The 25270-nt window shown below is 62.9% G+C and carries 23 protein-coding genes and 1 tRNA gene; 20 read left to right on the plus strand and 4 right to left on the minus strand.

Features of this window, described 5'->3' with window-relative positions; translation table 11 throughout:
- The first annotated feature begins 202 nt into the window (after positions 1-202).
- The 4 genes from HMPREF2757_RS00130 (at position 203) to HMPREF2757_RS00145 (ending at position 4525) form a co-directional block, all read left to right on the plus strand.
- A complete protein-coding gene (locus HMPREF2757_RS00130) occupies positions 203-1897 on the plus strand; it encodes an AMP-binding protein (RefSeq protein WP_070572250.1) in 1695 nt (564 codons plus the stop codon).
- Between the two features lie 86 nt (positions 1898-1983).
- Positions 1984-3306 carry an MATE family efflux transporter gene (locus HMPREF2757_RS00135; protein WP_070572251.1) on the plus strand — a complete coding sequence of 441 codons (1323 nt, stop codon included), beginning with the start codon at positions 1984-1986 and terminating at the stop codon, positions 3304-3306.
- Positions 3307-3311: 5 nt separating this feature from the next.
- Positions 3312-3722 carry a GNAT family N-acetyltransferase gene (locus HMPREF2757_RS00140; RefSeq protein ID WP_070572253.1) on the plus strand — a complete coding sequence of 137 codons (411 nt, stop codon included), beginning with the start codon at positions 3312-3314 and terminating at the stop codon, positions 3720-3722.
- Complete coding sequence (locus HMPREF2757_RS00145) at positions 3719-4525, plus strand: acyl-CoA thioesterase (protein WP_070572255.1); 807 nt, start codon at positions 3719-3721, stop codon at positions 4523-4525. Before HMPREF2757_RS00140 ends, HMPREF2757_RS00145 begins: the two co-directional genes overlap by 4 nt.
- 100 nt (positions 4526-4625) lie before the next feature.
- Here HMPREF2757_RS00145 and HMPREF2757_RS00150 read toward each other — a convergent pair whose 3' ends face one another.
- Complete coding sequence (locus tag HMPREF2757_RS00150; RefSeq protein ID WP_070572257.1) at positions 4626-5780, minus strand: pyridoxal phosphate-dependent aminotransferase; 1155 nt, start codon at positions 5778-5780, stop codon at positions 4626-4628.
- A 199-nt stretch (positions 5781-5979) separates the two neighbouring features.
- Here HMPREF2757_RS00150 and HMPREF2757_RS00155 point away from each other — a divergent pair, with 199 nt between their 5' ends.
- From HMPREF2757_RS00155 to HMPREF2757_RS00205, 11 genes are all read left to right on the plus strand, one after another.
- Positions 5980-8235, plus strand: coding sequence for a TIGR03773 family transporter-associated surface protein (locus HMPREF2757_RS00155; RefSeq protein WP_141750110.1), 2256 nt, complete (start codon positions 5980-5982; stop codon positions 8233-8235).
- A complete protein-coding gene (locus HMPREF2757_RS00160; protein WP_070572261.1) occupies positions 8232-9767 on the plus strand; it encodes an anchored repeat ABC transporter, substrate-binding protein in 1536 nt (511 codons plus the stop codon). Before HMPREF2757_RS00155 ends, HMPREF2757_RS00160 begins: the two co-directional genes overlap by 4 nt.
- A complete protein-coding gene (locus HMPREF2757_RS00165; RefSeq protein ID WP_083304009.1) occupies positions 9764-10690 on the plus strand; it encodes a choice-of-anchor M domain-containing protein in 927 nt (308 codons plus the stop codon). Before HMPREF2757_RS00160 ends, HMPREF2757_RS00165 begins: the two co-directional genes overlap by 4 nt.
- Positions 10683-11405 carry a metal ABC transporter ATP-binding protein gene (locus HMPREF2757_RS00170; RefSeq protein ID WP_070572962.1) on the plus strand — a complete coding sequence of 241 codons (723 nt, stop codon included), beginning with the start codon at positions 10683-10685 and terminating at the stop codon, positions 11403-11405. Before HMPREF2757_RS00165 ends, HMPREF2757_RS00170 begins: the two co-directional genes overlap by 8 nt.
- Complete coding sequence (locus HMPREF2757_RS00175; RefSeq protein ID WP_070572262.1) at positions 11402-12253, plus strand: anchored repeat-type ABC transporter permease subunit; 852 nt, start codon at positions 11402-11404, stop codon at positions 12251-12253. Before HMPREF2757_RS00170 ends, HMPREF2757_RS00175 begins: the two co-directional genes overlap by 4 nt.
- Positions 12250-13467 carry a hypothetical protein gene (locus HMPREF2757_RS00180; RefSeq protein WP_070572264.1) on the plus strand — a complete coding sequence of 406 codons (1218 nt, stop codon included), beginning with the start codon at positions 12250-12252 and terminating at the stop codon, positions 13465-13467. Before HMPREF2757_RS00175 ends, HMPREF2757_RS00180 begins: the two co-directional genes overlap by 4 nt.
- On the plus strand, positions 13464-14210 hold the full coding sequence (locus HMPREF2757_RS00185) for a lytic transglycosylase domain-containing protein (protein WP_070572267.1): 747 nt from the start codon (positions 13464-13466) through the stop codon (positions 14208-14210). Before HMPREF2757_RS00180 ends, HMPREF2757_RS00185 begins: the two co-directional genes overlap by 4 nt.
- Positions 14211-14627: 417 nt before the next feature.
- Positions 14628-15419 carry a hypothetical protein gene (locus HMPREF2757_RS00190; RefSeq protein ID WP_141750111.1) on the plus strand — a complete coding sequence of 264 codons (792 nt, stop codon included), beginning with the start codon at positions 14628-14630 and terminating at the stop codon, positions 15417-15419.
- A gap of 616 nt (positions 15420-16035) precedes the next feature.
- The gene (locus HMPREF2757_RS00195) at positions 16036-17313 is read left to right on the plus strand and encodes a sensor histidine kinase (RefSeq protein WP_141750112.1); all 1278 of its coding nucleotides are present in this window, start codon (positions 16036-16038) and stop codon (positions 17311-17313) included.
- A 52-nt stretch (positions 17314-17365) separates the two neighbouring features.
- Positions 17366-17569 carry a hypothetical protein gene (locus HMPREF2757_RS00200; RefSeq protein WP_070572273.1) on the plus strand — a complete coding sequence of 68 codons (204 nt, stop codon included), beginning with the start codon at positions 17366-17368 and terminating at the stop codon, positions 17567-17569.
- The gene (locus tag HMPREF2757_RS00205) at positions 17566-18261 is read left to right on the plus strand and encodes a response regulator transcription factor (RefSeq protein ID WP_070572275.1); all 696 of its coding nucleotides are present in this window, start codon (positions 17566-17568) and stop codon (positions 18259-18261) included. Before HMPREF2757_RS00200 ends, HMPREF2757_RS00205 begins: the two co-directional genes overlap by 4 nt.
- Before the next feature lie 415 nt (positions 18262-18676).
- On the opposite strand, the gene HMPREF2757_RS00210 is transcribed toward HMPREF2757_RS00205, so the two are convergent.
- Positions 18677-18750: transfer RNA gene (locus tag HMPREF2757_RS00210), tRNA-Pro, on the minus strand.
- A gap of 221 nt (positions 18751-18971) precedes the next feature.
- Here HMPREF2757_RS00210 and gcvH point away from each other — a divergent pair.
- The 4 genes from gcvH to HMPREF2757_RS00230 all read left to right on the plus strand — a co-directional run bounded on the left by gcvH (position 18972) and on the right by HMPREF2757_RS00230 (position 21800).
- Positions 18972-19376: a glycine cleavage system protein GcvH gene (gene gcvH / locus HMPREF2757_RS00215; protein ID WP_070572276.1), complete on the plus strand. Its 405-nt coding sequence runs from the start codon at positions 18972-18974 to the stop codon at positions 19374-19376.
- Positions 19376-19843, plus strand: a complete 468-nt coding sequence (locus HMPREF2757_RS00220; RefSeq protein WP_083304010.1) for an FHA domain-containing protein — start codon at positions 19376-19378, stop codon at positions 19841-19843. Before gcvH ends, HMPREF2757_RS00220 begins: the two co-directional genes overlap by 1 nt.
- Positions 19840-20316, plus strand: coding sequence for a bifunctional nuclease family protein (locus HMPREF2757_RS00225; protein WP_070572278.1), 477 nt, complete (start codon positions 19840-19842; stop codon positions 20314-20316). The genes HMPREF2757_RS00220 and HMPREF2757_RS00225 overlap by 4 nt, the downstream gene beginning before the upstream one ends.
- Positions 20317-20423: 107 nt before the next feature.
- The gene (locus HMPREF2757_RS00230) at positions 20424-21800 is read left to right on the plus strand and encodes a class II 3-deoxy-7-phosphoheptulonate synthase (protein WP_070572280.1); all 1377 of its coding nucleotides are present in this window, start codon (positions 20424-20426) and stop codon (positions 21798-21800) included.
- Positions 21801-21886: 86 nt separating this feature from the next.
- Here HMPREF2757_RS00230 and pknB read toward each other — a convergent pair whose 3' ends face one another.
- Together pknB and HMPREF2757_RS00240 are read right to left on the minus strand one after the other, a co-directional pair.
- Entirely contained in the window at positions 21887-23821 is a 1935-nt protein-coding gene (gene pknB / locus HMPREF2757_RS00235; RefSeq protein WP_070572282.1) for a Stk1 family PASTA domain-containing Ser/Thr kinase, read from the minus strand.
- Positions 23805-24773: a lytic transglycosylase gene (locus tag HMPREF2757_RS00240; protein WP_070572284.1), complete on the minus strand. Its 969-nt coding sequence runs from the start codon at positions 24771-24773 to the stop codon at positions 23805-23807. The genes pknB and HMPREF2757_RS00240 overlap by 17 nt, the downstream gene beginning before the upstream one ends.
- 142 nt (positions 24774-24915) lie before the next feature.
- Here HMPREF2757_RS00240 and HMPREF2757_RS00245 point away from each other — a divergent pair, with 142 nt between their 5' ends.
- Positions 24916-25269: an Rv2175c family DNA-binding protein gene (locus tag HMPREF2757_RS00245; RefSeq protein ID WP_070572286.1), complete on the plus strand. Its 354-nt coding sequence runs from the start codon at positions 24916-24918 to the stop codon at positions 25267-25269.
- Position 25270 lies beyond the last annotated feature (1 nt).

A 25270-nucleotide genomic window follows, 5' to 3' on the forward strand; every position in this document is an offset into this window, starting at 1 on the left:
GGCTCCCACACGCATTTGGGGCACAAGCTGGCGGTGCATCTGCTTTCAGACCACTGCCAGAACGAGGGCAGAGGCACCACGGTCTCAGGTTGGGTCTGGAAGTTCAGGCAGAGCCCTTACAAAGTCGCCCCGCATGTCATATTGTTTTGGGGCGAAGGCTCTTTGCACACACCGTGATTCACAACGACGTGAAAGGACAACCATGAGCTGGTTCGACGACCGTCCCTGGCTGAAAACAGGGGCACAGCACGAAGGCTATGGCCGAACGATCCCCGACACCACGATGCTTCATCTGCTTGACGAAGCGGTGCGCACCAACCCTGATGGTCCCGCTATCCGCTATTGGGGCACGACCATCACCTACCGCGAGTTCGACGCATACGCGCGTGCTTTCGCCCAGGTGCTCGCTGATGGCGGATTCGGCGCCGGAGACAGGCTGGCACTGTACCTGCAGAACGTGCCCGCCTTCCCGATTGCTGTGTTCGCCGCGTGGAAGCTCGGCGGACAGGTCGTCCCGCTGAACCCCATGTACAGGGGAGAACTCGAACACATCTTCAGTGATTCGCAGCCCAGCGCAATCGTCGCCTCCGCCCACGCATGGAATGACAGGGTCAGCAGCTGGGCCCAGCACATCCCGCAGATCTTCACCGTCAGCGAAGACGACTTCATTCCCGGCGAAGTTCCCGCTGTCATCGCACCGCTTCTGGAGAACACGGAAACTGGGCAGACAGACTTCCTCAGTGCCATAAACTCTGCCCTCCAAAGCGGAAACACAGACAGTGTCCCAGCACAGCCTCCGGTCGGTCCGAGCGATCCCGCCATGATCGGCTACACATCAGGGACCTCCGGACGCTCCAAAGGCGCTGAGATTCTGCACGTGGGCATCGCCCACAATGCGCAGATGGCCCGGGTCCAGAACGACTACGGGCCGGAACACTCATACTTCACCCTGGCACCGGTGTTTCACATCACGGGCTTTGTCACCCAGATGCTCGCCGCGGTGGCGTGTGCCAGCAAACTGGTGATGAACTACCGGTTCGAACCGACTTCGGTGCTGCATATGCTGCGCGAAGAAAAACCGCACGCCATGGCCGGCCCGGCAACAGCGTTCCTCGCTCTTTTGGCTCACCCTCAGTTCACGGGAACCGAGTTCGACAGCTTCACGGCGATCAACTCCGGAGGCGCGCCCGTGCCCGAAGCGCTCGTCGACAGGTTTGAGGAGCGCACGGGGCATTACATCGGCCAGGGCTACGGTCTGACGGAAACTTCGGGACAGTCGGCTGTTGTGCCGCAGGGCATGCGAGCACCCGTCGACGAGAAAACCGGAACCGTGTCGGCGGGACTGCCGCTGGCTTCTACGTTCTATCGGATCATCGACCTTGACGGTCAGGAAGTCGGCCCCGGTGAGGTGGGAGAAATCTGTGTGAGCGGGCCTATCATCGCCCGGTCCTACCTCAACAACCCCGAAGCGACAGCTGCAAACATTCCCGGTGGTGAACTGCGCACCGGGGACGTCGGCTATATGGATGAGGACGGTTGGCTGTTCATCATCGACCGAGTGAAAGACATGATCAACAGCTCCGGCTACAAGGTCTGGCCGCGCGAAGTCGAAGACGTGCTGTACCGGCACCCGGCGGTGATGGAAGCCGCGGTGGTCGGAGCGCCTGATGACTACCGCGGTGAAACCGTAGCTGCTTTCGTCAGCCTCAAAGCCGGTGAGCAGGCGACTGAGGAAGAGCTCATCGAGTTCTGCCGAGAGCGCCTGGCAGCCTACAAAGCTCCCCACACGGTGACTTTCATCGACGAAGTGCCGAAGAACGCCAGCGGCAAGATTCTGCGCCGCGAAGTTCGCCGCAGCGCAGCCGAGGCCGCTGAGGCCTCCGACAGCGCACAGTGACGCAAGCTCGCACACGCTGGTCTTCCGGGAGGTCATAAGCCTCTCGGAAGACCAGCACAGCTTTGCACGGGGGTAGACTTTCGGCGATGTCACAACCGTCTGCCACTCTCAATCGCGAGATTCTCCGGCTGGCCCTTCCCGCGCTCGGTGCGCTTGCCGCGGAACCTGTCTTTCTGCTCGCCGATACCGCCATGGTGGGTCACCTGGGTGAGGTTGCCCTGGGCGGTCTTGCAGTTGCAAGCACTGTTCTCCAGACCGTGCTGGGTCTGATGATCTTCCTTGCCTACGCCACGACCCCGCGGGTGGCGCGCAGGCTGGGTCGCGGTGACACGCGAGGTGCCGTCTCGGCCGGGTTCGACGGTATGTGGTTGGCGCTTGTCACTTCGGTGATCCTTCTGGCAGTGGGCCTGCCCTTTCTCGAGACAATCGTTGTGGCCTTCGGTCTGCCTGCCGTGGCGGTGCCCGGCGCTGTCTCCTATCTGACGATTTCGTGGTGGGGGCTTCCCTGCATGCTCGTAGTCATTGCGGCCACGGGCCTTCTGCGCGGCCTGCAGGATACGCGCACGCCGCTGATAGTGGCTGCCTGCGGCTTCGGAATCAATATCGCGCTCAATGCTCTTTTCATCTACGGGCTCGGCATGGGGATTGAGGGTTCAGCCCTGGGCACTGTGACAGCCCACGGGCTCATGTGCATCGTGTACGTCATCATCGCGGTTCGTGCTGCAGTTCGCTACAAGGCCAGTCTGAAGCCTGACTGGGTGGGAGTGCTGCTGGCCGCTCGCACCTCCGGATGGCTGCTGCTGCGCAATGCCGCACTGCGGTTGGCGCTCATCACCCTGGTCAGCCTGGCAGCCTACGGAGGCACAGCCGAACTCGCCGCCCTGCAGATTACCCTGACGCTTTTCACTTGCCTCGCCCTCGTGCTCGATTCGCTGGCGATTGCTGGACAGGCACTCGTCGGTCTGCAGATAGGCCGCGGCGACCGAGCGATGGTGCGCGCCGTCAACCGCCGCCTGGCGATGTGGGGAGTGGGCTTCGGCTGTATCGTCGGCCTGCTCCTGGCGGCGATGTCGCCGTGGATTGGCCGTTTCTTCACATCAGACCCGGAAGTCATCGGCATCACCTTAAAGCTCGTTCTCGTCCTGGCCGTCAGCTTGCCGCTGGCAGGCTATGTCTTCACGATTGACGGCATTCTCATGGGTGCTGAGGACGCCCGCTATCTCGCACTGGCCCAGGTCGGCGCCTGTTACGGGTTCGCGATTCTCACCGCCGCAGTCGAGTCCGTGTGGCCGAGCATTGTGGCGCTGTGGGCGTGCTTTGCCATCGGCTTCATGGCCCTGCGCGCAATTGGCCTGGGTGCGCGAATGGGCTCAGACAAGTGGATCATCCGCGCGGAGAAGCTACAGTGAGTGGTATGGACATCACACCTCTCGAACCCGGCAGCCAGCAGCAGCTGCGTCCGTTTGCGGACCTGGTTCCCGGCGCGCCCGCTGACTGTGATCAGGGACTCATTGCCAGTGTTTCCGGCCAGGCTGTCGGCGCGGCGTGGCTGAAAGACGACGGTCCGGCAGCGCTGGGCTTTGTCGGTGAGGGCATTCCGCAGGTCTACGTTGCCGTTGCCGAGGAGCACCAGGGCAAAGGCCTGGGCACGCAGCTGCTGGGAGGAGCGCTGTCCCTTGCCCGCATGTCCGGAGCGAAGGCCGTCAGCGCTGCGGTAGCCGAAGCGAACGAAGCACAGGAGCTCTTCGGCCGGCTGGGCTTCACCGATGTGGGCTTCGGTGAGGGCACGTACGTTCTGATGGCTGATTTGAGCGAGCGGAAATGACGCACCCGCTGGACGAAGCGATCCGTTTCACCGTCATCCGCTCTGACGACTCCGGTGGTGTGCTGCGGGCGGCAACCCACCCCGCGTACAACAACATGGTCGGCCCCTTCGGCGGGATCACCGCCGCGCAGCTGCTGGCCGCAGTCCAGCAGCACCCCGCCGCTCAGGGCGGCGCCGCAGCCCAAACCCTCAACTACACGCTGCCGGTGGAATACGGCGAGTTCGACATTCACCTGGAACTGGTGCGGACGAACAAGTCGAACCAGCACTGGAACGTGCGGATCACGCAGGGGGAGAGCACACCGGTCACCGGCAGCGTTGTCTTCACATCTGAACGCGACACCTTTGCGCATCAGGAAGCGCGTTTGCCGCAGGTGCCGGGCCCGGAAGAGTGTGAAGTGACTCCGCCCCTGGCTGATCTGCGCTGGCTGAATAACTACGAGTTCCGCTTTGCCCACGGTGCCTATGAGCTCGGCCGCGAGCACGGGGATTCAGAGTCCGTCTACTGGCTGCGCCACGCCCCCAGCCGTCACTGGGATGCTGTCGCTCTGGCCAGTGCTGCGGATTCCTTCTTCCCGCGCATTTTTCTGCGCACCGGAAAACCACACCCAGCCGCTACGATCTCGCTGACCACGTACTTCCTGGGCACACCGGAAGATTACGCATCCGCGGGCGAATATCTGCTGTGCCAGGGCCGCGCACAGCGCTTTGGCGGGGGAACAGCAGACCAGAGCGCCCGCCTCTTCAGCTCCGCGGGGAATCTGCTGGTCTCAACTCACCAGCTGACGTACTTCCGCGGCTGAGTGTTTCGGAAGCTCCCATAAAAAGCACGAGGTGCCGCTTAGGTGAGCGGCACCTCGTGCTTCTTCCGTCTGGGGTCGGGGGAGCAGACCCGCCTGGGATTCAGGCTGTCTTCGCCGGGAAGCGGCGCAGGCCCTCCACGAGAGCGTCGCGGTCGCCGGCAAAGCAGACGCGCACCCAGCCTTCGCCGAAGCTGCCGAACGCGGTGCCCGGAGCGACCGCCACACGGTGCTCCCGCAGGAAGTTCTGCGCCCACGCGCCGACATCGCCGGCGGAGTCGTGGCTGACGTTGACGAACAGGTAGAAGCCGCCGGCGGGGTTGACATATTCGAGGCCGAGCTCATCAAGCACTTCGAGAGCGGCACGCCGGTTCTCGGTGTAGTGGTCGCGCGCGGCTTCGAGATCGTCCTGCGGGCCTGCCACCGCGGCAATCGCAGCGTACTGCGACGGCGTGTTGACACAGCTGGCATTGGCTTCCTGGACCGCGGCAAAGCGCACGTCGAGGCCCTTGGGCAGCACCAGGTAGCCCAGGCGGGCACCCGTGAGCGCGTAGCTCTTCGACAGCGAGTACACCGACATCACGCGGCCGTCGGTGTCGAACACTGCCGGCGAGGTGAAGGGCACCTGCGCGTCTTCGAACAGAATGTGCTCGTAGACCTCATCGCTGATGACCCACAGATCGTAGCGCTTGGCGAAGTCCATGATCTGCTCAATGAGTGCAGGCGGGATGACAGTGCCCAGAGGGTTGGACGGGCTGTTGATGAGAATCGCCTTCGTCTTCTCGGTCACGAGGCCCTCGAGCACGTCAATGCGCGGCAGGAACCCGTCTTCGGGCTCCAGTTGGTAGGCCACCGGTGTGGCACTCATGAGCATCGGAGTCATGAAGAACGTGGCGTAGCCGGGGTCTGGAACGAGGATTTCGTCACCCGGGTCGAGCGCCATGCTCATCGTCACGTTGAGAGCCTGCGAACCGCCGGCCGCGACGTTGATCTGATCGGGGTCTACTGTGTAGCCGTTGTAGGTGCGCAGCTTCTGGGCAAGAGTTTCGCGCAGTTCGTCAATGCCCTGGTTGGCGGTGTAGCTCAGGTCGTCGCGCAGCCAGGCATCAGCACCGGCCTTCTTCACGTGCTCAGACACCGGCAGGCTGGGTTCGCCGACAGACAAGTCGATGACGTTGTCCATCTTTGCGGCGAGTTCGAAGACCGCGCGAATACCAGAATCGGGGACATTGGCAGCGCGCTGGCTCAGCTTCGGCATGGGGGACTCCTCGAAGGGCACTATGAATTAACTGTCAGGGATGTGCACTCAGTCAATCACGCGGTTTCAGTCTTGAAAAGAGCAGCGCATAGCAATGCGCATATATGTCGATGGTTTTCTATGACACGGCGGCGCCTGCCGGTCTAGCCTGTGCGGAGCTTAAGCCCGTTGACAGTCTCATTGACAGTGAGGAAACACCGTGGTTCGTCCGCACCCCATGACCGCCGCGCTCGCGGCCGCTGCAATCAGCGCTTCTGCTTTTATGCCGACCATCCCAGTCAATGCCGCCGAAGGTGCTGCCGCAAGTGCGGTGTGCCCTCCGGCCGCGCAGAACAAAGCCGACCATGAACGGCTGACACTTGAAAAAGAGCACACGGACGCGGTTGCCATGTGCATTGACGGGCAGAAGAACATGCGCCTGTTCACGAAGGCCGACCTCGCTTCCGGGAACGGTCAGCGCCTCGTGCCTGAAGACGTGGCGTTCCACGTGACCGACGCGCTCAAAACCCAGGTGCCCGCCAAAGGCTTTGAATTCACCGGCGCTGCCGGTAAAGACGCCTGGATGATTCCCGAAGTCCAGAACCACAACGGCCTCTGGGCCGGCTGGAACACAGAGGACATCCGTGAGGGCATGGTCGATGGCGACCATGTCACGATGCGGCTCAACCAGAAGAAATCCGTCCTGCCAGAAGGTGCGCAGGTCGAGCTCTTCCAGGCGGGTCTGTTCGGCACCAAGCGCATCCTGTCCTCATCAGATCCGAAGCACTCCAGCTACGCCCAGTCGCTGGGCGCACACGTTCACGCCAACTGGACCTTCACCAAGCCCGGTGTCTACCGCCTCGTGTTCTCCGCCGAGGCCACCGTTGGGGGAAAGAAAACCGCTGACGAAAAGGAATACGTCTTCGCTGTTGGCCAAGCCGGCATCGACGAACTGAAGAAGCCCGCCGACGATTCGGGCGAGCAGCCGAACCCAGACAACCCCGGCGGCACACAGCCGCCCAGCGGTCCCGGGGGCGGCACCTCGGGCCCCGGAGAGGGCCATGCGCCCAACCAGCCGAATCCTCCGACCGACTCCGGCAACGCCGAACTCGCACCGGACACCGTGAAAGTCACGAAGGACAAAGACTCCTACAAGCTGGGGGACCAGCCGAAGCTGACGGCGAAGGTCAAGGCAAAGACCGATGTTCAGGTCCAGTGGCAAACCAAGCAGCGCGGTGACAGCTGGCGCAGCTACCAGGGTGCTGCTGGGCGCAAGCTCGTCCTGCCGAAGCTGACAGACGACTACCGCGACATGCAGGTCCGCGCACTGGCTGTGGCAAAAACCGGTGCGCAGACTGTCTCAGAGCCGGTGACAATTGACATCGAAGGCGAAGGGCAGAACCAGAAGGCCCCGCAGAAAGACACGGAGTCAAACGGTTCTCCGTCCGCCGGCGGCGCAGCGGCCGCCCCAGCTGCCCCCGGCGCACAGTCTGCAGCGCAGCCGGCCGGATCGGCACCTCAGCCGTGCGTGCCGGACAGCTCAGCCGGTGGTGGCGCTGGTGGCGACGCCGCCGGAAGTGCCGGTGCGTCCGGCGGATCCGCCGCGGGAGGCGCAAGCGGCACTGGTGCCCAGGGCAGCACAGCTCCAAAGGGCCAGCGCGTGCGCGCAGAAGCCGGTCACTTCGACTTCGGAGCGCGACTGAACGGTGGACAGGCCTCCGCACAGATCAAAGACGACCGCACCGCACCGCCGGTGTGGCGCAACCCCGACGACGTTGAATTCATCATCGGCCAGGCCGCAAAGAAGCCCGTTCCGGCCGGCTACGAGTTCCTCGGTTCCGCCGGATCACAGGTCTACATGATTTCGCAGCAGCAGGAAGACCGCGTCCCGTGGCTGGGCTGGAACACCCAGGACCCAGAGATCATGAACCGCGCATCGAAAGTCACGATGACTCTGACCAATGTCAGCGGTCCCGGCCAGATGCACGTCTTCCTCGGCGGCAGCGGACTCGGCGGCGGCAGCGCCACCCGTGTGTTCAGCAAGGCCGGCGACTCCTACCAGGTGCCGGTGGGAACACACCAGCACGGCTTCTGGGCGTTCACAAAGCCCGGCACCTACACCGCCAACATCCGGTTCACCGTGGCGCTGAAGTCCGGCGGCACCACGACCGCCGACGGCACCCTGCACTTCAACGTCGGAGGCGGCGCACAGGCCGGCGGCAGCATCAAAGCCGACCAGCAGCCGGCTGAGGGCCAGCAGCAGGCTGGGGAGCAGCCGACAGGCGGCGCCACGCCGCAGACGGGGGAGCAGACTGCTGACGATTCCGCCTCGCCAGCACAGCAGCCAGCGGGTGATCCGTGCGCGCTGCCCCGAACCGGCGTGAACGGCCTCGGTGTGACCGGCGCTGTCGGTCTTGGCCTGCTGACCGTCGGTGCGGCAGCCGTCTGGATCCAGCGTCGTCGCACCTCCAAGTGAAGGTCCGCCGACTGCTGAGGGTCGCGGCAGCAAGTGCCGCGGCCCTCGCCCTGACCGGCTGTGCAACGGGTCTGCCCAGCAGCACAGAACAGCTGCGCGTGGTCGCCACAACCGGCATCATCGCCGACCTGGCCTCCCACGTCGCAGGTGATGCCGCCCAGGTCCAGCCGCTTGTGCCCAAAGGAGCCGACCCGCACAGCTACGAGCCGACCCTGCGGGACGTGCGCAGCATCGTCTACGCCGACGTCGCCCTGACGAACTACCAGATGCTCGAAGAGCACCGGCTCATCACGACGGTCGATGCAAACCTGCCGAAAACGTCTATCAACGCGGCCGTGGCCGAAAACGCAGTGAAACACGGGGCCAATGTCATCCCGCTGGTTGAAGACGTCCACCTGGACACCGTGTGGTTGGGGCTGCGAGTGCACGGCACCGCGGATTCTCGAGGTGCCGACCGCAGTTCTGAGGTGCGTTTGAGGATGACGGGGGCTTCCGTGCCGGAAGGAGCTTCAGCGCACACGTTCCTCACGCGCTCACTGGGCCAGACGGACGTGCTGTTCGACACGACTGACGGCTTCGGCCCGGAAGATCTGGTGAGTCTGCCGCCGGCAGCCCACACCCACGTGTCCTGGGCCTTCAGCAAACCGGGGGTCTACCGGCTGCGGTTCTCCGCCGGTTTGGCCACGCGCGCCGAAGACAGCCGCGAACAGCGGCTGGCCAGCGGCGATTTTGCAGTCGTCGTCGGCAAGGACCCCGCGACGATCCCGGAAATGAAAGGCCGCAGGGTTGTCGATGCGGGCCACGCCGACATCACGGTCGATGCCGATGCCGGCAGATTCGCCCTGGCCGTGGACAAAAAGGGCGGGGGACTGGAGTACCTGGACCCGGCCGAAACCGCCGTATCCGTGACCAACAGCGCATGGAGGGACATCCCGCGCGGAGCGTCGTTCCTCGGACCTGCAGGCACACCCACCTACCTGCTGCCACAGGCTGTGCTCGGCAAACACGTCCACGGGGAAATCGACCCGCACATGTGGCTGTCAGCAGACAACGCGATCGCCTACGTCAAGGTCATCCGCGATGTCTTCAGCCGCGCCGATCCCGCAAACGCCGAAACCTACAGGGCGAACGCTGCGAAGTACATCGACCAGCTCGACCAGTTGGACGCCGAAGTGCGCCGTGAGATCGACGCAATACCCAAACACAGGCGGCACATCGTCACAGCGCACGACGCGTACCGGTACTTCGCGGATGCCTACGGGCTTTCAATCGCCGGCTTCGCAAGCCCTTACCCGGGAGCAGAGCCGTCTGCCGCAGACCGGCGCAGACTCGGCGACACCATCCGGAACCTCGACATACCGGCCGTGTTCCTGGAGCCGATGGGCCGCTCACCCGCGCTGACAGATGCGGCCGCCGCGGAAGGCGCCGAAGTCTGCACGCTCTATTCCGACACTTTTGACAATCACGTGTCCAGCTACATCGAACTCATGCGCACTAACGCCCGCACTCTGAAAGGCTGCCTCGCACCATGAAAATCGCAAAGAGACTCTCAGGCATCCTCGCCGCCGCCATGACCGCAGCCATCGTCGCCAGCGGAACACCAGCAGCAGCGGCACCAGCCGACGGCGGTCAAGACGGACTGCAGCAGAAAGTCACCAGTGACGAGGCCTTCGGCAGCGAGCAGGTCGTGCGCTCAGAAGGCCACATCGACCTGGGACCGAAGATCACCCAGGACGGACTGGTGTTCGCCGCGCGCGATGACACCGAAAGCACACCCGTGTGGCGGCACCTGGACGACCTCGTCCTCCAAGTCGGTGACACCGCCAAGACACAGATCCCAGAAGGAGACCAGTACGACTTCACCGGCGCCTCGACCGGGGACGACGTGTGGATCATTCCCCAGGTCGAACAGCCCGGCGTGCCGTGGCTGGGCTGGAACACACAGGACCCCGCATTCCTCGACGGCGCGGTTGACAAGGTCACCCTGCGCTTCACCGGCGCACAGGGACCGGGGAAGGTGAGCCTGTTCCTGCAGAACGGTGATTTCGGCGAACCCGATGTTCTGTGGACGGGAGACAAAGCGGCCGACGTCAATGTCGACCTCAACACCCACACGCACGCCAACTGGGTCTTCACGAAGCCCGGCGTCTACCTGGTGACCGTCAGCCTGAGCTCCAAGCGCAGCGACGGCACCACGAGCGAAGACACACAGACCATCCGGCTTGCTGTCGGCGATGACGCCGACCCCAAGGAAGCAGCCCGGGCAGAAGCCACGCAGCCGGCATCAGGCGAACAGGACAGGGCACAGCCGGCGGACAGTGGCGCTCAGGGCACCGACCCGGCGGTTCTCATCGCCATCGGCATCGGCGCTGTTGCAGTTCTCGCCGCTGTTTTCTTCACCGTCATCGCCGTCATCAACCGACGCCGCAGGGCCGCGGGTGGCAGCCGTGAGTGAGCCGCTGCTGACACTGGACCGGGTCACGGCCTCACTGGGCGGGCGGACAATCGTCCGCGGCGCCGACCTTGAGATCCGGGCCGGGGAGTTCACCGCGCTGCTGGGACCCAACGGCGCCGGCAAAACAACCCTGCTGCGCTCCATCCTCGGCACCATCCCGTCTACTGGAACCATCACGGTCAACGGCAAGCCGATCTCCAGGAAGAACCGTCCCGGCTACGTGCCGCAGCACCAGTCCTTCGCGTGGGACTTTCCCGTCACGGTGTCCACCGCCGTCATGACGGGGCTGCCCAGGCGCCTGCTGCGGCCGGTCGAGCACTATCGAGCGGTCGACAGGGCGCTGGCTCACGTCCACCTCGCCGACTTCGCCAACCGGCCCGTCGGTGCGCTCTCGGGTGGGCAGAAACAGCGTGTTCTCGTAGCGCGCGCCCTCGTGGGAGGAGCCGACGTTCTCCTGCTTGACGAACCTTTCACCGGAGTCGACATGCCGACACAGGAGTTCCTCACCGACGTCTTCACTGACCTTGCCCGCAGCGGCACAGCCATCTTCATGTCCACCCACGACCTCCCGGCAGCCCTGCGCACCTGCTCCCACTGCGTGCTGTTCGACGGAACCGTGCGCGCGCACGGCGCAACAGAGGACATCCGCAGTCGCGAACTGTGGGCCGACGTCTTCGGCATCGACGCGACTTCCTCCCTTCTGGAGGCAGTGTGACGCCCCTGGACTTCTTTACCGACCTGTTCAACCCGCAGCTTGCATTCCTGCCCCGCGCGCTCGCCATGGCCGTCCTGGCCGCCGCGCTGTGCGGAATCGTCGGCACCTATGTTGTGCTACGCGGGATGAGCTTCATCGGCGACGCCGTTTCGCACGCCGTCTTCCCAGGGCTCGCCACAGCCTTCGTCATCGGAGCCGACCTTGCACTGGGCGGAATCATTGCGGGACTGGCCACCTCGCTGGCCGTCGCAGTGGTGTCACAGCTGCGCAGACTGCGGGAAGACTCCGTCATCGGTGTGTTCCTCGTGGCGGCTTTCGGTCTGGGTATCGTCATCATCTCCCGGGCGCCCGGCTACGCGGGATCGCTCACCGACTTTCTGTTCGGCTCCCTGACGGGAGTCCCGGTGCGCGACCTCGTGGTCGTCGCGGCTGTTGGAGCTTTCATTGCGGTTCTGTTGGCGGTTTTCCACCAGCAGCTCGTCGCCGTCAGCCTCGACCGAGAGTTTGCGGCCGTGCAGGGCATTCGCGTGTTCTGGATCGACATGCTGCTCTACGTGTGCGTGACGCTGGCCGTCGTCTTCTCCATTCAAACGGTCGGCAACATCCTGGTGCTCGGCCTGCTCATCACGCCCGCCGCTGTCGCCCGGATGCTGACAGAGCGCCTGTCCGTCATGTTCGTCCTCGCACCGACCATCGGTGCGGTGTCAGCGTTCATCGGCCTGTGGCTGTCCTGGACTCTTGACACCCCGGTCGGCGGCACCATCGTTCTTGTGCTCACCGCAGTCTTCTGTGTGGCATGGCTGGCGGCTCCGCGCCACGGACTCATCTTCCGGTTGAGGTCCGCATGACGATGTGCCGCTGGGCTGTTGCTGCTGCGTGTGCTCTCGCTGTGCTCGCCCCGGGGACGGCCGCCGCTGCCGAACCGAAAGGCGAAGCGCAGATCCGCGTTGAGGGGAAGACGGGAGGAACCGTCGAATTCCCTGCTGCCGGAAGAGCCGTCCTCGCCGGCGACGAACTGAGCTTCGCGGATGCCGACGCGCTGCGCATCCTCGGCAGGCCCGTGCCGCTGACAGCCCACTGGACACACGGAGGTGCCCTCGAGGTGCCCGTCACCGGTCCCGCCGGTGTTTATTGCATTGGTGTTCGCGACGGGGAGCGCACCAGCCCCCGCGTGGAAAAAGTCCTCCTGGGTCAGCGGTCCGCACTTGGATCAGAAGCAGACATAGAGTGCCCGGATTCGGTCGAGTCGCTTCCCTCGGTCGACCAGCCGGGCCAGCCCCCACACGAGGACCACCTGGACGAGCCAGAAGATCAGCCCAGCTCCGCCTCGTCAGAAGAACAGAGTCAAGGAGAGAACCCCGGTGAGCAACAGCCGCCCCCGCAGTTTCGCGCGACGCCCTCTTGGGAAACCGGAACAGCCGACGAAAAACCGGCCCTCCCCGAAGCCCTGCCGGCCTACGCGATGATGTGCGACGGCGATGCCCGCACCATTCGAAGCGGAATCGCCGAAGCAGAAAGCGCCACGGCAATGGGAATTGCCGCAGACGCCAAACAGCAGGGGGAGTGGCGCACCGGTCTGCCCGGCAGCCCGCAGCTGCAGTTCACGGCCGGCGATGCGGACAAGCAGATTGAGCTGTCCGAAGTCGACGGCCCCGGCAGCGTCTCGCTGCTGACAATCGACCCGGTCGGCGCAGAAGAGCTCCTGGCCCAAGAGGGCGAAAGCTTCTCAGTGCCCGCGCAGAGCACAATGATGCCGACGCTGAGCTTCACGCAGCCGGGCCAATACACGCTCGGCCTGCGGATTGACGGAAAAGACACGAAGCTCAACGTGAGCGTGGGCGAACTGCGCTCCGACAAAGGCAGTGCGGTCGACACGGCGCTCGAACGCTGCGAAGGCGCCTACAGCCTGGTGTCAGCCGCCGCTGCTCCGCAGGCAGTCCAGCCACAGCAGCGACCGGCGCAGCGCTCGCCGCTGCTGTGGCTGGTGGCAGGCGGTGCCTTCGGCATCGGAGGGGTTCTGCTTGCCGTGCCCATCGGCATCCTGACGCGGAGGCGCCGATGAAGCACGCGACAGCGGTTGTGTGCGCTCTGCTGGGAATCGCAAGCCTTGTGCTCGGCGGCCTTCTGGTGGTTCAGCTGCAGAACGATGACTCCGCGACCCACCCGACTCCACCACCAGTGCCGGAGCGCCCCGAATCACCTGACCTCCCCGCTGATGAAAAGCAGAGCCCTCAGCCGCCACAGCTCGAATCGCCATGGCTGACAGCAACAGCCGAAAAGACCGGGATACCGGCGCGTGCTCTGCAGTCTTATGTCACCGCCGAAGCGTGGGCGGGCAGGGAACATCCCGAATGCGGTTTGGGATGGACCACGCTGGCGGGCATCGGGTTCGTCGAAACAGCCCACGGCACCATCGGCGGGTCCGCCGTCGATGACACCGGGGTGGTCAAGCCGGAGATCTTCGGGCCGAAGCTCGACGGCTCTGTGCGCGGCACGGCTGTCATCACCGACACCGACGGGGGACGGCTCGACGGGGACAATGAGCACGATCGGGCGGTCGGACCCATGCAGTTCCTGCCCAGCGTCTGGGACAAGATGGCAGTTGACGCCAACGGCGACGGCAAGAAAGACCCGCACAGCTATGACGATGCAGCCGTGACAGCCGCGGCCTACCTATGTGCCGAACGCAGCATCACGACACCTGAAGAGTGGACGAAGGCGGTTTTCTCCTACAACCCCGATGAGGCCTATGTGAATGCGGTGTGGCAGGCGGCGAACAAAGCCGGAACTGACGCTGCTGCGTAGGCGAAGTGCGCGTGGGTCGGCAGGTGACTCCTACCTTCTGACCCGAGGTGGCTCGATGGGACCAAGCCACCTCGGCCGCCTAGCCGTCGGTGACGAAGGCCCCCTCGTGATGACCATCGGTGGCGAGGTCGACGACCCCGTCGTGGGGGTGTAGTGCATCTGCGTGATGCGCGCGTCGGTACGCCACAGGCGTTCGGCGGCGAGATAGACGCCCTGTCACAGCCAAACGTGTGACACGCCTCACCTGCCAGCGCAACCTTCCGAAGCGGTTTTACCTCGTTTGAGGTATGCAACAGACCAAAGTCGCAATCTAAAGTGCAGACAGGGTGAAGGACAGTTTGATGTCGACACATCCGGCGCTCTATTGGCGTCTACTTGCACACTGGAGAAAAGAATATGAAAACTAGACCCGCTTCATTGACACGCCCGCTCGTCGGCATGACCGCTGTAGGTTTCTTGTGCCTGGGTGGGATCGCGACTCCTGCTCTCGCTGAAGAAGCTGCGATGACTTCCGCGGAGGCGCTTGTCGAGTTCGAGCAGGAGTTGGGCGTAAAGGCCAACGAAGGCGACGAAGAGGCCAAACTGAACCTGGAGCTTCTCGAGGATCTGGATCCGAGTCTGCGTGTTGAGCTGGGCGAGGTCCTCACTGGTGAGAGCGAGGTATCTCCTTTTGACCCAAGTGAAGAATCCGTCGAAGAATCCACTGAAGATGCCACGGTGTTGACCGACGGGGACGCACAATGGGGATTCGAGTACCACGAGACGGACGAATACGGTCAAGGCTACGAAGCGGAAGACGAGGCAGTGGAGGAGGCAGCAACTGTAGTCAATGCGGCCTTTGTCTCTCTGAACGAACCCCAGATCTACACTGCTGCTGCAGTCGGCCGGTCAGTTTGGGGCACGCAATGGTTCAAGTTCGCTGGCATCAAGTTGACTGAAACGAAGGTCTGGGGGAAATACTCGTCCAACAAGGGTAAAATCACCAAGATCACCGATTATGGGTGCCAGGTCGTCAAGAACATCGTGCCTGGCAAGAACGTGACCGTAAGCAAGCAGAGCAAGGTCTTCACGTCCTCGACGGCAACCTTCAAATGCAAGGTCCGCATTGAGCGTGGGGCCATCAAGGGGATGAATTGGTCGACCCGCGAGGGCTATCACACTCTTAAGGCCAACGCCGGCGGCAAAGTAACCTTCAATGGGTGGACCTGAAAGGAATCGTGATCTAGATGAATCCTCTAGTACCAGACGGATGGGACATACTCGGGGTTGTCCTGGTGATAGCTATCATCTTGGTCATCACCGGAACCGTAATTTGGATGGTTAGGCGATCTCGACGTAAGGAACACACATCGGTGTGTGAATCAGAGCCACGAGACGAAACAGCCAGTCAGAACTAGCGGTTTTCAGGCAGCTCCGCTCCTTGAGTCGGCGTGCAAGGGCCGGACGATAGACGTCACGTTTACCGTCCGGCCCTTGCACACCGTTGATCCACGTCTCCTTCGGACCCCACATGCTGCAGGTCAGGGCCCACCGTTGCCCCCGTTACCTTTTAGGTGCCACTGCTTTCCGTCAGGATAGGCAGTGTAGGGAACCGGCTGGTCCCGGCACCGGAAGCAGGCTCACGGCGGCGATCATTGGTCGTATCGAGCACCCCCGCGGCACCGTGCTCGAATTACGCAACCTCACGCACAACGTCCTCCCCTCCGGCCCCTGGTAGAGACCGGGCAGTACACACCTACTGCAGCCTCGAACGCGATGAGCCCAATAGCCGTTGCATCCGTCGTCGGGAACAGCGTCGTGGGTTGAGTCGCAGGTGTATCGAACCGTGACCTCCATGACGCTGGTCCGAGCCTCGTTCACCGCTACCGTAAAGACACCGATGATTCTCCCGGAGGCGAAAGAAGGACAATATTCGGTGGTGACGAGACAATTCGTCGTGAGACCCTCACGCGCGGCGACGCCGAAATGGATCAGTTTCATGAGAGGTCCGAGGTTCGTGGACCTGCCCTTCCGAGTGCTATTGCTCCTTATCAGCGTTGCAGGACTCATGCCGGCGGCAATGGAATCGTCGAATCCTCAGTATGTTGCGTTCCAGGTACTCGGGGCGATCCTGATTGTCAGCGTCTGTTTCGTCCCGCTCACCGCTGGCTTGATGGGGTTAGTGCTATTCGTTGTCTTTGGGATCACCTTCCCCGAGTTCGTCAATCCATTTCCGACCGTTGCTGAAGCCGCGATTGCGCTTGTCCTGAGTCAGCTGCGGATCCGTTCGTTTTCCTTACTGACGCTGCTGCTATTCGGGATCGTGGTTGCCCATACGGCAGTGGGAATCTGGGAGGGGGATGGTGAGTCGCCCTTTACGATGGCTTTCGGGTGGCTACTTGCCGTGATCCTCGGACTTGCAGCAGCAGCATTCGAGCGGCGTATCCAGTCTGAGATCTTGATGAGAACAGCACAGGCACGCTCACACGAGAGAAACGTAGAGAGGATGCGGTTGGAATTCGCGCTCGATACGCACGACACTGTCTCTCACGGTCTGGCCGCGGAGGCAGCGATCATTCGGATGCTCGGTGTTGAGGCCCGTATGGAGGATCGCTCCGATTCGAGAGTCACGGAGTTGGCGCTGGTCAATGTACACACGCAGCAGCAGCTTCGTGTGCTGCTGACCCGACTCACCGGCGATCCTGATGGACGACGGACCATGAGGGCATTCGACGTTGAGATGCTCAAGGCTGCGGAGATGATCGGTTCAGCTACAGAGGCAGGCGGGTTCGATATTGGGATCCGCGTCGAAGCTCTGCCGAGTGACGTGCCTGCAGAGACGCTTGAGACGGCTCAGTTCATTCTCAAGGAGCTCGCTACGAACATGGTCAAACACTCCTCAGCAACGTCCTCATGCGCGATATCTGTCGAGCAGGTTGAGAGGCAGATGGAGATATGGATCGAGTTCGAAGCGTCCAATCCAGCTCTGCAAGCACCTACGCGTACGCCCCGAAGTCTCAGCGCGCGGGTGGAACGTGCAGGAGGGCGTTTGAGCACGTCTCATGACGAGGGGATGTTCGCGATTAAGGTCGCGATTCCCGTAGGGAACGAGGTCGCAATGTAGATACCTCGTATGAGGGATGTCCGAGGAGGTGGAATTGGCGTTCTCTTAGAGCATGAAACTCATCGTCGCCCTCTCGACCGCTGCTGCGCTTCAACTCTCCCCCCTGACCGCCCCAGTCGAACGCGCCCCCGCCACCGTGTCCATCCACTCGGCATCGGCAACTGATGAAATCGACGTCAGCACCACGCGAAATCCCTACAAGTGCGTTATCTGGCGCGTCATCGACAAGAAGAAGTTTCAGAAGTACTGCAAATGAACCTTTCAGGCCGCCACATCCCGGTGCAAGCGCCGAGCGCTCACGGACGCCTTTCGGTGCTCATCGTGGACGACGACCAATGGACCACACGAGCGCTCTCCTACGCGCTTGTCACTGAGCCCGACATGAGTGTGCTCCCGCCAGTTCATAGCGGTGAAGAAGCCGTTGAAAGCTACCGGCAGCACCGTCCAGACGTGGTCCTCATGGACGTCAATATGCCCGACGGGATCAGCGGCGTGGATGCGACCCTTCGCATTCGTAAGCTCGACCCAGACGCGACTGTGATCATCCTCAGCACCGTCTCCCCGGGGCCAGGGCTCGCACGTGCTCTCGAAGCGGGTGCGGCCGCTGCGGTGAATAAGACTTGCTCCGAATCAACTCTGCGCGAAACGGTCCGCGCTGCTGCACGTGGAGACGACCCCAGCATGTTGAAGTTCCTCGCGCGAGACATTGTCATCGCCGGCGACGCCCTACCTGACGCCCCTGCAGTGAGCCCTCAAATTACCGAACGCGAGCATGAAGTGCTCACTCTGATCTGCGAGGGGCGCGGATACGAGGAGATAGCCGAGACCCAGGGCATCTCCGTTTGGACGGCGAAGACACAGGCGAAGCATCTGCGAGAAAAACTTCAGGCGGAGAATCTGGCTCAACTCATCGTCCGCGCCCTTCAGCACCGCTTCTACTCGGCCTAAGAGGCATGGAAGCACCTCAGGGGCGGTCTCAACCAAGGGCATAGGGTAATCGCGAGAAGTGTCCGTCATGTTCGCAGGCCCACCCCGGTATCCGTGTCCTGTGACATCTGAGGGCAATCGATATCTCGGCATAGGTGAAGCCGGCCAGGCTCCATATACCTCGAATGAGGGGTGAGAGCGGTCTTGCGAGGCACCTATGCTCCTATCACCGGACATTCCGGTGCGAAACACACTTCAGAAGGAGCACTAATGCTTCGCAAAAGAAAGTGCCTGGCAGGGTTCTTGCTGGCTGGGAGCCCGGCTCTGGCCGGAGGCCATTCCGGCCGGAGGAGCGGGAGGCGCCGGGGGTAGTCGCGAACGACTCCGGACATGACGAAGCCCAGGTCAGAAACAGTGCCTGACCTGGGCATTTCCGTCGGGCTAGCGGGATTTGAACCCACGACCTCTTGACCCCCAGTCAAGCGCGCTACCAAGCTGCGCCATAGCCCGTGGCGTTGAGCCTCGTACATGCTAGCGCCTTGTCCACGCGAAGGCAAAACGAGAATGGCCGATGTCGTGTTTGAAACAGCAGGTGAGGTGTGCGACTTAAAGTTGATACGATGAGTGCGCGCCATAACTTCAGCTTCGGTGTATGCGGTATCAGCCGGCGGCAGATGCTATCTTCGGAAGCTGAAAGGGCAGGTTTGAGCAGGCCTGAGCAAGGAGAAGACATGTCTGACGCTGCAGCACCGCAGAACCTCAAGTATTCGCGAGACCACGAATGGGTCGACGCGACTGCCGATGCCGCTGCCGTGCGCATCGGAATCACCGATTTCGCTCAGGATCAGCTCGGCGACGTCGTCTTCGTGGACCTGCCCGAAGTCGGCGACAGTATCGAAGCCGGGGAAGATTTCGGCGAGGTCGAATCAACCAAGAGCGTTTCAGACCTCAAAGCCCCTGTTTCCGGAGAAGTCCTGCGCGTCAACGAAGCGCTGGAAGATGAACCCGAAATCATCAACAGCGACCCCTATGGTGAAGGCTGGATGCTGGAAATCGCGCTTTCTGACCCTTCGGAGATCGAAGCGCTCCTCGACGCCGAAGCCTACCGCGCACATGTTGAAAGTGAAGGTGCTTGATGACTCAGCAGCCCTATCCCGGCAACCAGGGAAGAAACTTCGAGTACCAGCCGGAAACCTCACTGCACCAGACGCAGGCGGCTCAGCCGGCGCCGATCAGCGGCATCCTTGACCCGCGCACTGGGGAAATCCGCTCCGTTCCCGATATCGGCCACCTGCAGGAAACCGACGCGCTTCTCGTGGTCGTCTCCGGGCCTGATGCCGGGGCGCAGATCCTTCTCGACACCGACGTTGTGACAGTCGGACGCAACCCCAACGCCGACATCTTCCTGGACGATGTGACGGTCTCACGCAGGCACGCCGAGTTCATCCGCACTCCCTCGGGCTTCGCCCTGCGGGACACAGGTTCTCTCAACGGCACCTACGTCGGCCGTCAGCTCATTGACGAAGTCGAACTGCAGAACGGTGCCGATGTGCAGATCGGCAAGTTCCGCATGATCTTCCAGCAGCGTCCGAGGACTGCGTGACCGAAGTTCAGCTCGAAGTGGTCGGGGTTCGCATTGAACTGCCGGCAAACCAGCCGATCCTGCTTCTCAAAGAAGCAGCTCAGCCACGATTCCTGCCGATCTGGATCGGCTCATCCGAAGCCAATGCAATCGGCATCGCACTCAGGGGGATGGCTCCTCCTCGGCCGCTGTCGCACAACCTCATGGTCAACCTGATCGAAGAGTACGGCGACACACTGGAGTCGGTGCACATCACGGCCATCGATTCGCACACCTACTACGCGGAGCTGCGCACCGGCGGTGGACACACGGTGTCTGCGCGCCCATCGGATGCGGTTGCCATGGCGCTTGTCGCCGAATGCCCCGTCTACACCACAGCGGAGCTGATGGGGCAGGCCGGAATCGAAGGTCCGGAACCTGACGAAGACGAAGTCGCCCAGTTCCGAGAGTTCCTTGACCACGTGTCGCCAGAAGACTTCGAAGGCGAATCCTGACCCGCCTATACTGACAGAATTCCGAATGCCCCGGTCCACGGCGGACCGGGGCGCTGATCGCCCGTGCTGACAGCAGAGAGTGGATGATTGTGAAAAGCGTTAACCCTATGTTTGAGCTGGCCGGCGATGCCCGCGCCTCCGAAGAAACCCTCAAAGGTCTTGACGCCTGGCGCGATCTCAGTCCCAAACAGCAGCCGCAGTACACCGATCCCGAAGAGCTCGAAGCATCGCTGGAACAGCTGCGCCGAGTTCCGCCGCTCATCTTCGCCGGCGAAGCCGACCAGCTGAAGGCTCAGATTGCGGCCGCGTCGCGCGGCGAAGCGTTCCTGCTGGCCGGTGGCGACTGCGCTGAGTCGTTCCAAGACTCCACGGCCGAAAGCATTCGCCGCCGCGTACAGACGATCCTCCAGATGGCCGCAGTTCTTACCTACGGTGCTGCTGTTCCAGTCGTCAAAATGGGTCGCATGGCCGGTCAGTACGCCAAACCCCGGTCCTCCGATGTTGAAACCCGCGACGGCGTGACCCTGCCAAGCTACCGCGGTGACATCGTCAACTCCCACGAGTTCACCGAAGACGCTCGCCGCCCCGACCCGGCCCGTCTGCTCAAGGCCTATCACGCATCCGCATCGACTCTGAACCTCATGCGCGCCTTCACAAAGGGCGGTTTCGCGGATCTTCGGCAGGTGCACCAGTGGAACCGAGGCTTCCTCGGGGCGAATGAGAACTACGTTCGCTACGAAAAGATGGCCGGAGACATCGATCGCGCGCTGCGTTTCATGGACGCATGCGGTGTCGACTTCGACGCCATGCGAACTGTCGAGTTCTACTCGGCTCACGAAGCTCTGCTGCTGGAGTACGAACAGGCGCTGACCCGCATTGATTCGCGCACAGGTGACCCCTACGACGTTTCCGGCCACTTCCTGTGGATCGGTGAGCGCACACGTGATCTTGACGGAGCCCACGTCGACTTCCTTTCGCGCGTGAAGAACCCGATCGGAGTGAAGCTCGGCCCCAACGCAACGGCAGATGACGCTCTGCGCCTGGCAGAAAAGCTCGACCCGGAGGGCGAGCCCGGTCGCCTGACCTTCATCACCCGCATGGGCGCGAATACAGTAGGCGAGCAGCTTCCCAAACTGCTCTCAGCCGTCAAAGACGACCTTCCACAGGTCACCTGGATGTGCGACCCGATGCACGGCAACACCATCACCGCGTCCAATGGATACAAGACCCGCCGCTTTGAGGACGTCATGGGCGAGGTGACCGGATTCTTCCGCGCCCACCAGGAAATCGGCACGGTACCCGGCGGCATTCACGTGGAGCTCACCGGTGATGACGTCACCGAAATCATGGGCGGCGGAGCGAACATCGACGAAGAGGGCCTGCAGCGTCGCTACGAAACCCTCGTCGACCCCCGCCTTAACCACGACCAGTCGCTGGAAATGGCGTTCCAGGTCGCCGAGTACCTCACGGAGGGTGCCGACTGAACAATCTGACCGAAAACAGACCGCCGGGTTGAAGCGCGCAACTTCAACCCGGCGGTTTTCTATGTCCGACGGCCGCAGACTCAGCTTCAGTCCTTCGGCTTGTCGTCTTTCTTGTCTTCGTCCTTCTTCTTGTCGTCCTTTGGAGGCTCCTTGCCCTTGGAGACCTTGAGGATCACCAGAGTGTCGGCGATGCGCTTCTCGCCGGGACCGGGGTACATCGCCACGATCTTGCCCTTGGGCGTGTGTTCGCTGTAGACATCGTCGCGGGCCACACGGAAGCCCAGGCCCAGCAGCCGCTTATAGGAGGCTTCGTATTCCTGGCCCCGCAGATCGGGAAGGGCAGTCGTCTTCGGCCCGCTGGAGACCGTGATGTCGACCGCGCTTCCCTTCTCGGCCTGGCTGTCCGCCTTGGCACTTTGGGCTACAACGCGGCCTTTCGGCCCCTGATCCTCCACGGTCGAAACCTCGCCCTTCTTCAGCCCGGCGTCAGTAAGCGCCTTTGCGGCTTCGTCCTCGGTCTTGCCGACGACTGTGGGAACAGCGACCGTTTCGGGGCCATCAGAGGTGACGAGGGTGACTGCTTCGCCTTTCTGGAGTTCCTTCCCAGCCGCGGGTCGAGTCTCAATAACCGTCCCCTTGGCAACCTCACCGTGGTGGCTGCTCTCAGCGCTGACGGCAAAACCGGCCTTCTCCAGAGTCTGCCGAGCATCATCCTCGGCAGTGCCGGCCTCAATCTTGGGAACGGCGACCATGACGGCTTCCTGCTCGGCCTGCCCTCCTATGAGGCCGGCTGCCTTGGCTATGCCGAACGAGCTCGCCAGCCCAAGCGCCGCGACAGCGGCGATCAACCCCATGAGCAGGGGGCGGCGACGGCGCGACCTGCGCGGCTCATCGTCGGCTTCGAGTTCTTCTGCTGCCGTCGGCTCGCCTGCCACCGGCGGCAGATCGACCGGGGGAGTGCCGTCGGCAGAAACCGCGGCGGCTGTCAGGGTGCCTGCAAGGTCCGCCGTGGAATCGATCTCGGCGGGTGTTTCGTCTGCCGTGAGCTTGGGAATCTCACCAGTGCCGGGAGCTGATTCGGGAGCTTCGATTCCGATCTGCGCGTCGATGTCAGCAGTTGCGGTCAGAACCGGTTCGGTGGGATCAGCCGCATCCGATGTGCCGCCGAAGTCGAGTTCCTCATCGGTCATTGCCAATCGCGCTTCGCCAAGAGCCTGGCGCATAGAGGACGCGCTTTCGGGGCGGTCGTCCGGATTGGGGCTCGTGGCCCACAGGACAAGAGCGTCAAGCTGGGGGCTCAGACCGGGAACAGCTTCGGACGGTGCTTTTACGCGGTCGTGAACATGACGGTAGGCCACCTGAATCGGAACATCGTCCGTGTAGGGCTGAGACCCCGTGAGCATCTCGTAGAACATGATGCCCAGCGTGTAGAGGTCAGTGCGCTCATCAGCGCCGCTGCGGGTGACAAGCTCCGGCGCTACATAGCCGACCGTTCCGATGAGTGTTTTCGTGGTTGTTGCGTTCGTCACCGCGCGGGCCAGCCCGAAGTCGGCGAGTTTGATCTGCCCGTCGGTGCCCAGCAGCACATTGTCGGGTTTGAGGTCTCGGTGGATCATTCCGGCTTCGTGAACAGCTTCGAGCGCCGCGAGGATGGCGTCGACAACGCTGATCGCCTGCCGGGGTGTGAATCGACCGCGGAACTTCAGCTCCTTGCGCAGGGTGACCGACTCGAGGTATTCCATGGCGAGGTAGACGACGTCGCCGTCGCGGGACTGGTCGTTGACCGCGATGAGGTTGGGGTGGGACAGCTGGGCGGCATTCATCGCCTCGCGTTCGAAGCGCTCGACAAACGAGGGGTCGCTGGCCAGGTGCCCGTGCATGACTTTGACTGCGATCTCGCGTTTGAGTCGCAGGTCGGTGCCCCGGTACACCATCGCCATTCCGCCGCGGGCGACCACGGATTCGATGCGGTACCGGCCGTCGAGGACAACGCCGATCAGCTGATCACGGATCTGTGCCATGCGGCACCTCCGGACTGTGGCTGTAGCGTTCGGTGAGGATGTCGACGGTCCGCACGAACGAGCGGGTGTCAGGGGCCATTCCCGTCCGTTCGATGCTGGCAGCACCCTGGTAGTAGGCGGCAACAGCTGCCGAGCGGTTGTCAGTGGTGGCCAGCAGCCGGCGCAGGATGGCCAGTCCGGCGACGATGTTGTTCTCCGGGTCGAGGATGTCCAGGCGACGGCCGATAAGCGAAGACGCCCACTGTCCGGCCCTCGGTGTCAGCTGCATGATGCCGATTCCGTTGACCGGCGAGACCAAACGGTGGTTCAGGCCGGATTCTTGTGTGGCCACGGCCAGTGCAAGCGGGCCGTCGACGCCGATTTCGCCGGCCAGACGAAGAACGGTCTTGCGCACCCAGGAGCGGGTTGGGGCGGGTCGGCGCATGAGCTGGGCTTTGTTGAGCCGTGCTGCCAAGAGCACGTCTTCCGGGTATTCACGACCGTCGACGGTGTGCGGAATGTTCGGCAGCTTCTCCGGCATCGCAGGTTTGACGCGGGCGCTGGTAGCACCGGAGCCGGACAGCGCCAGCACTTCTCCGACGGTGATGAGGACAGAGCTGCCCATGGCGTTTGCGCGCTGCAGCGCAGCAGTCGAGGTGCCGTGCTGGCGGGCAATGGAAGCGAGAGTGTCGCCGGTCTTGACGGTGTGGCCGGCAGGCGGCGGCGGTACGTTCTTCTCCGGCAGGGACAGAATCTGTCCGGGCATGAGCGTGGTGCGTCCGCGCAGTTCGTTCAGCTCGATCAGTGCCGGCGCTGAAACGCCGTGTTTTTTGGCAACGCTGATGACGGTGTCGCCGGTGCGCACACGGTAGGTGCGGCCGCCGTGGGTCACCGGGACGGCCTCGGTGATGGTTCCCGAGGTGAAACCCGGCGCGGGCGCGCCATTCGGGTCGCGCCTGGTGTCTCGCTGCATAGGACGCTTTCTACGGGGAAGTGTGTCTGTCCCAAGACTAGGTCCACCAGTCGACGGGCACGGCCAGGCCCAGCGGCGTGTCGGATCATCGGAGTCGTCGGCGGCCATATGTCGGCAGATCGAAGTGCCGTAGGCTTGAAGTGTGAAAAGAGCTGAAGAGATCGTTGACGAATGGGTAACAGCGGCGCAGGCGGCTGAGCTTCTCGATGTTCCGGTGACGAAGGTGCACCGAAAGATCGAGGACCGCGCCCTCCTGGGACTGAAGTCAGGGACTCCGCCGACCATGCGAATTCCTGCGCTGTTCATCAAAGACGGTCAGCCCGTGCCTGCTCTGAGGGGAACTCTCGTGCTGCTTGCGGATGCCGGGTTCTCTGACGACGAGGCTATTGCCTGGCTGTACGAGAACGATGACACTCTGCCCGGGCGGGCCATTGACTTCCTCCGTCGCGGTGAGAAATCCGAGATCCGCCGGCGCGCCCAGGCGCTTGCGTTCTAAG

The organism is Brevibacterium sp. HMSC063G07 (assembly GCF_001810665.1).
In the GTDB taxonomy this organism is placed as follows: domain Bacteria; phylum Actinomycetota; class Actinomycetes; order Actinomycetales; family Brevibacteriaceae; genus Brevibacterium.

Coding starts and splice junctions, on each gene's coding strand:
- HMPREF2757_RS00145 (WP_070572255.1), top strand. CDS start 3,719: ATGACGCACCCGCTGGACGAAGCGATCCGTTTCACCGTCATCCGCTCT.
- HMPREF2757_RS00165 (WP_083304009.1), top strand. CDS start 9,764: ATGAAAATCGCAAAGAGACTCTCAGGCATCCTCGCCGCCGCCATGACC.
- HMPREF2757_RS00180 (WP_070572264.1), top strand. CDS start 12,250: ATGACGATGTGCCGCTGGGCTGTTGCTGCTGCGTGTGCTCTCGCTGTG.
- HMPREF2757_RS00240 (WP_070572284.1), bottom strand. CDS start 24,773: ATGCAGCGAGACACCAGGCGCGACCCGAATGGCGCGCCCGCGCCGGGT.
- HMPREF2757_RS00230 (WP_070572280.1), top strand. CDS start 20,424: ATGTTTGAGCTGGCCGGCGATGCCCGCGCCTCCGAAGAAACCCTCAAA.
- HMPREF2757_RS00220 (WP_083304010.1), top strand. CDS start 19,376: ATGACTCAGCAGCCCTATCCCGGCAACCAGGGAAGAAACTTCGAGTAC.
- HMPREF2757_RS00185 (WP_070572267.1), top strand. CDS start 13,464: ATGAAGCACGCGACAGCGGTTGTGTGCGCTCTGCTGGGAATCGCAAGC.
- gcvH (WP_070572276.1), top strand. CDS start 18,972: ATGTCTGACGCTGCAGCACCGCAGAACCTCAAGTATTCGCGAGACCAC.
- HMPREF2757_RS00130 (WP_070572250.1), top strand. CDS start 203: ATGAGCTGGTTCGACGACCGTCCCTGGCTGAAAACAGGGGCACAGCAC.
- pknB (WP_070572282.1), bottom strand. CDS start 23,821: ATGGCACAGATCCGTGATCAGCTGATCGGCGTTGTCCTCGACGGCCGG.
- HMPREF2757_RS00150 (WP_070572257.1), bottom strand. CDS start 5,780: ATGCCGAAGCTGAGCCAGCGCGCTGCCAATGTCCCCGATTCTGGTATT.
- HMPREF2757_RS00135 (WP_070572251.1), top strand. CDS start 1,984: ATGTCACAACCGTCTGCCACTCTCAATCGCGAGATTCTCCGGCTGGCC.
- HMPREF2757_RS00200 (WP_070572273.1), top strand. CDS start 17,366: ATGAAACTCATCGTCGCCCTCTCGACCGCTGCTGCGCTTCAACTCTCC.
- HMPREF2757_RS00140 (WP_070572253.1), top strand. CDS start 3,312: ATGGACATCACACCTCTCGAACCCGGCAGCCAGCAGCAGCTGCGTCCG.
- HMPREF2757_RS00205 (WP_070572275.1), top strand. CDS start 17,566: ATGAACCTTTCAGGCCGCCACATCCCGGTGCAAGCGCCGAGCGCTCAC.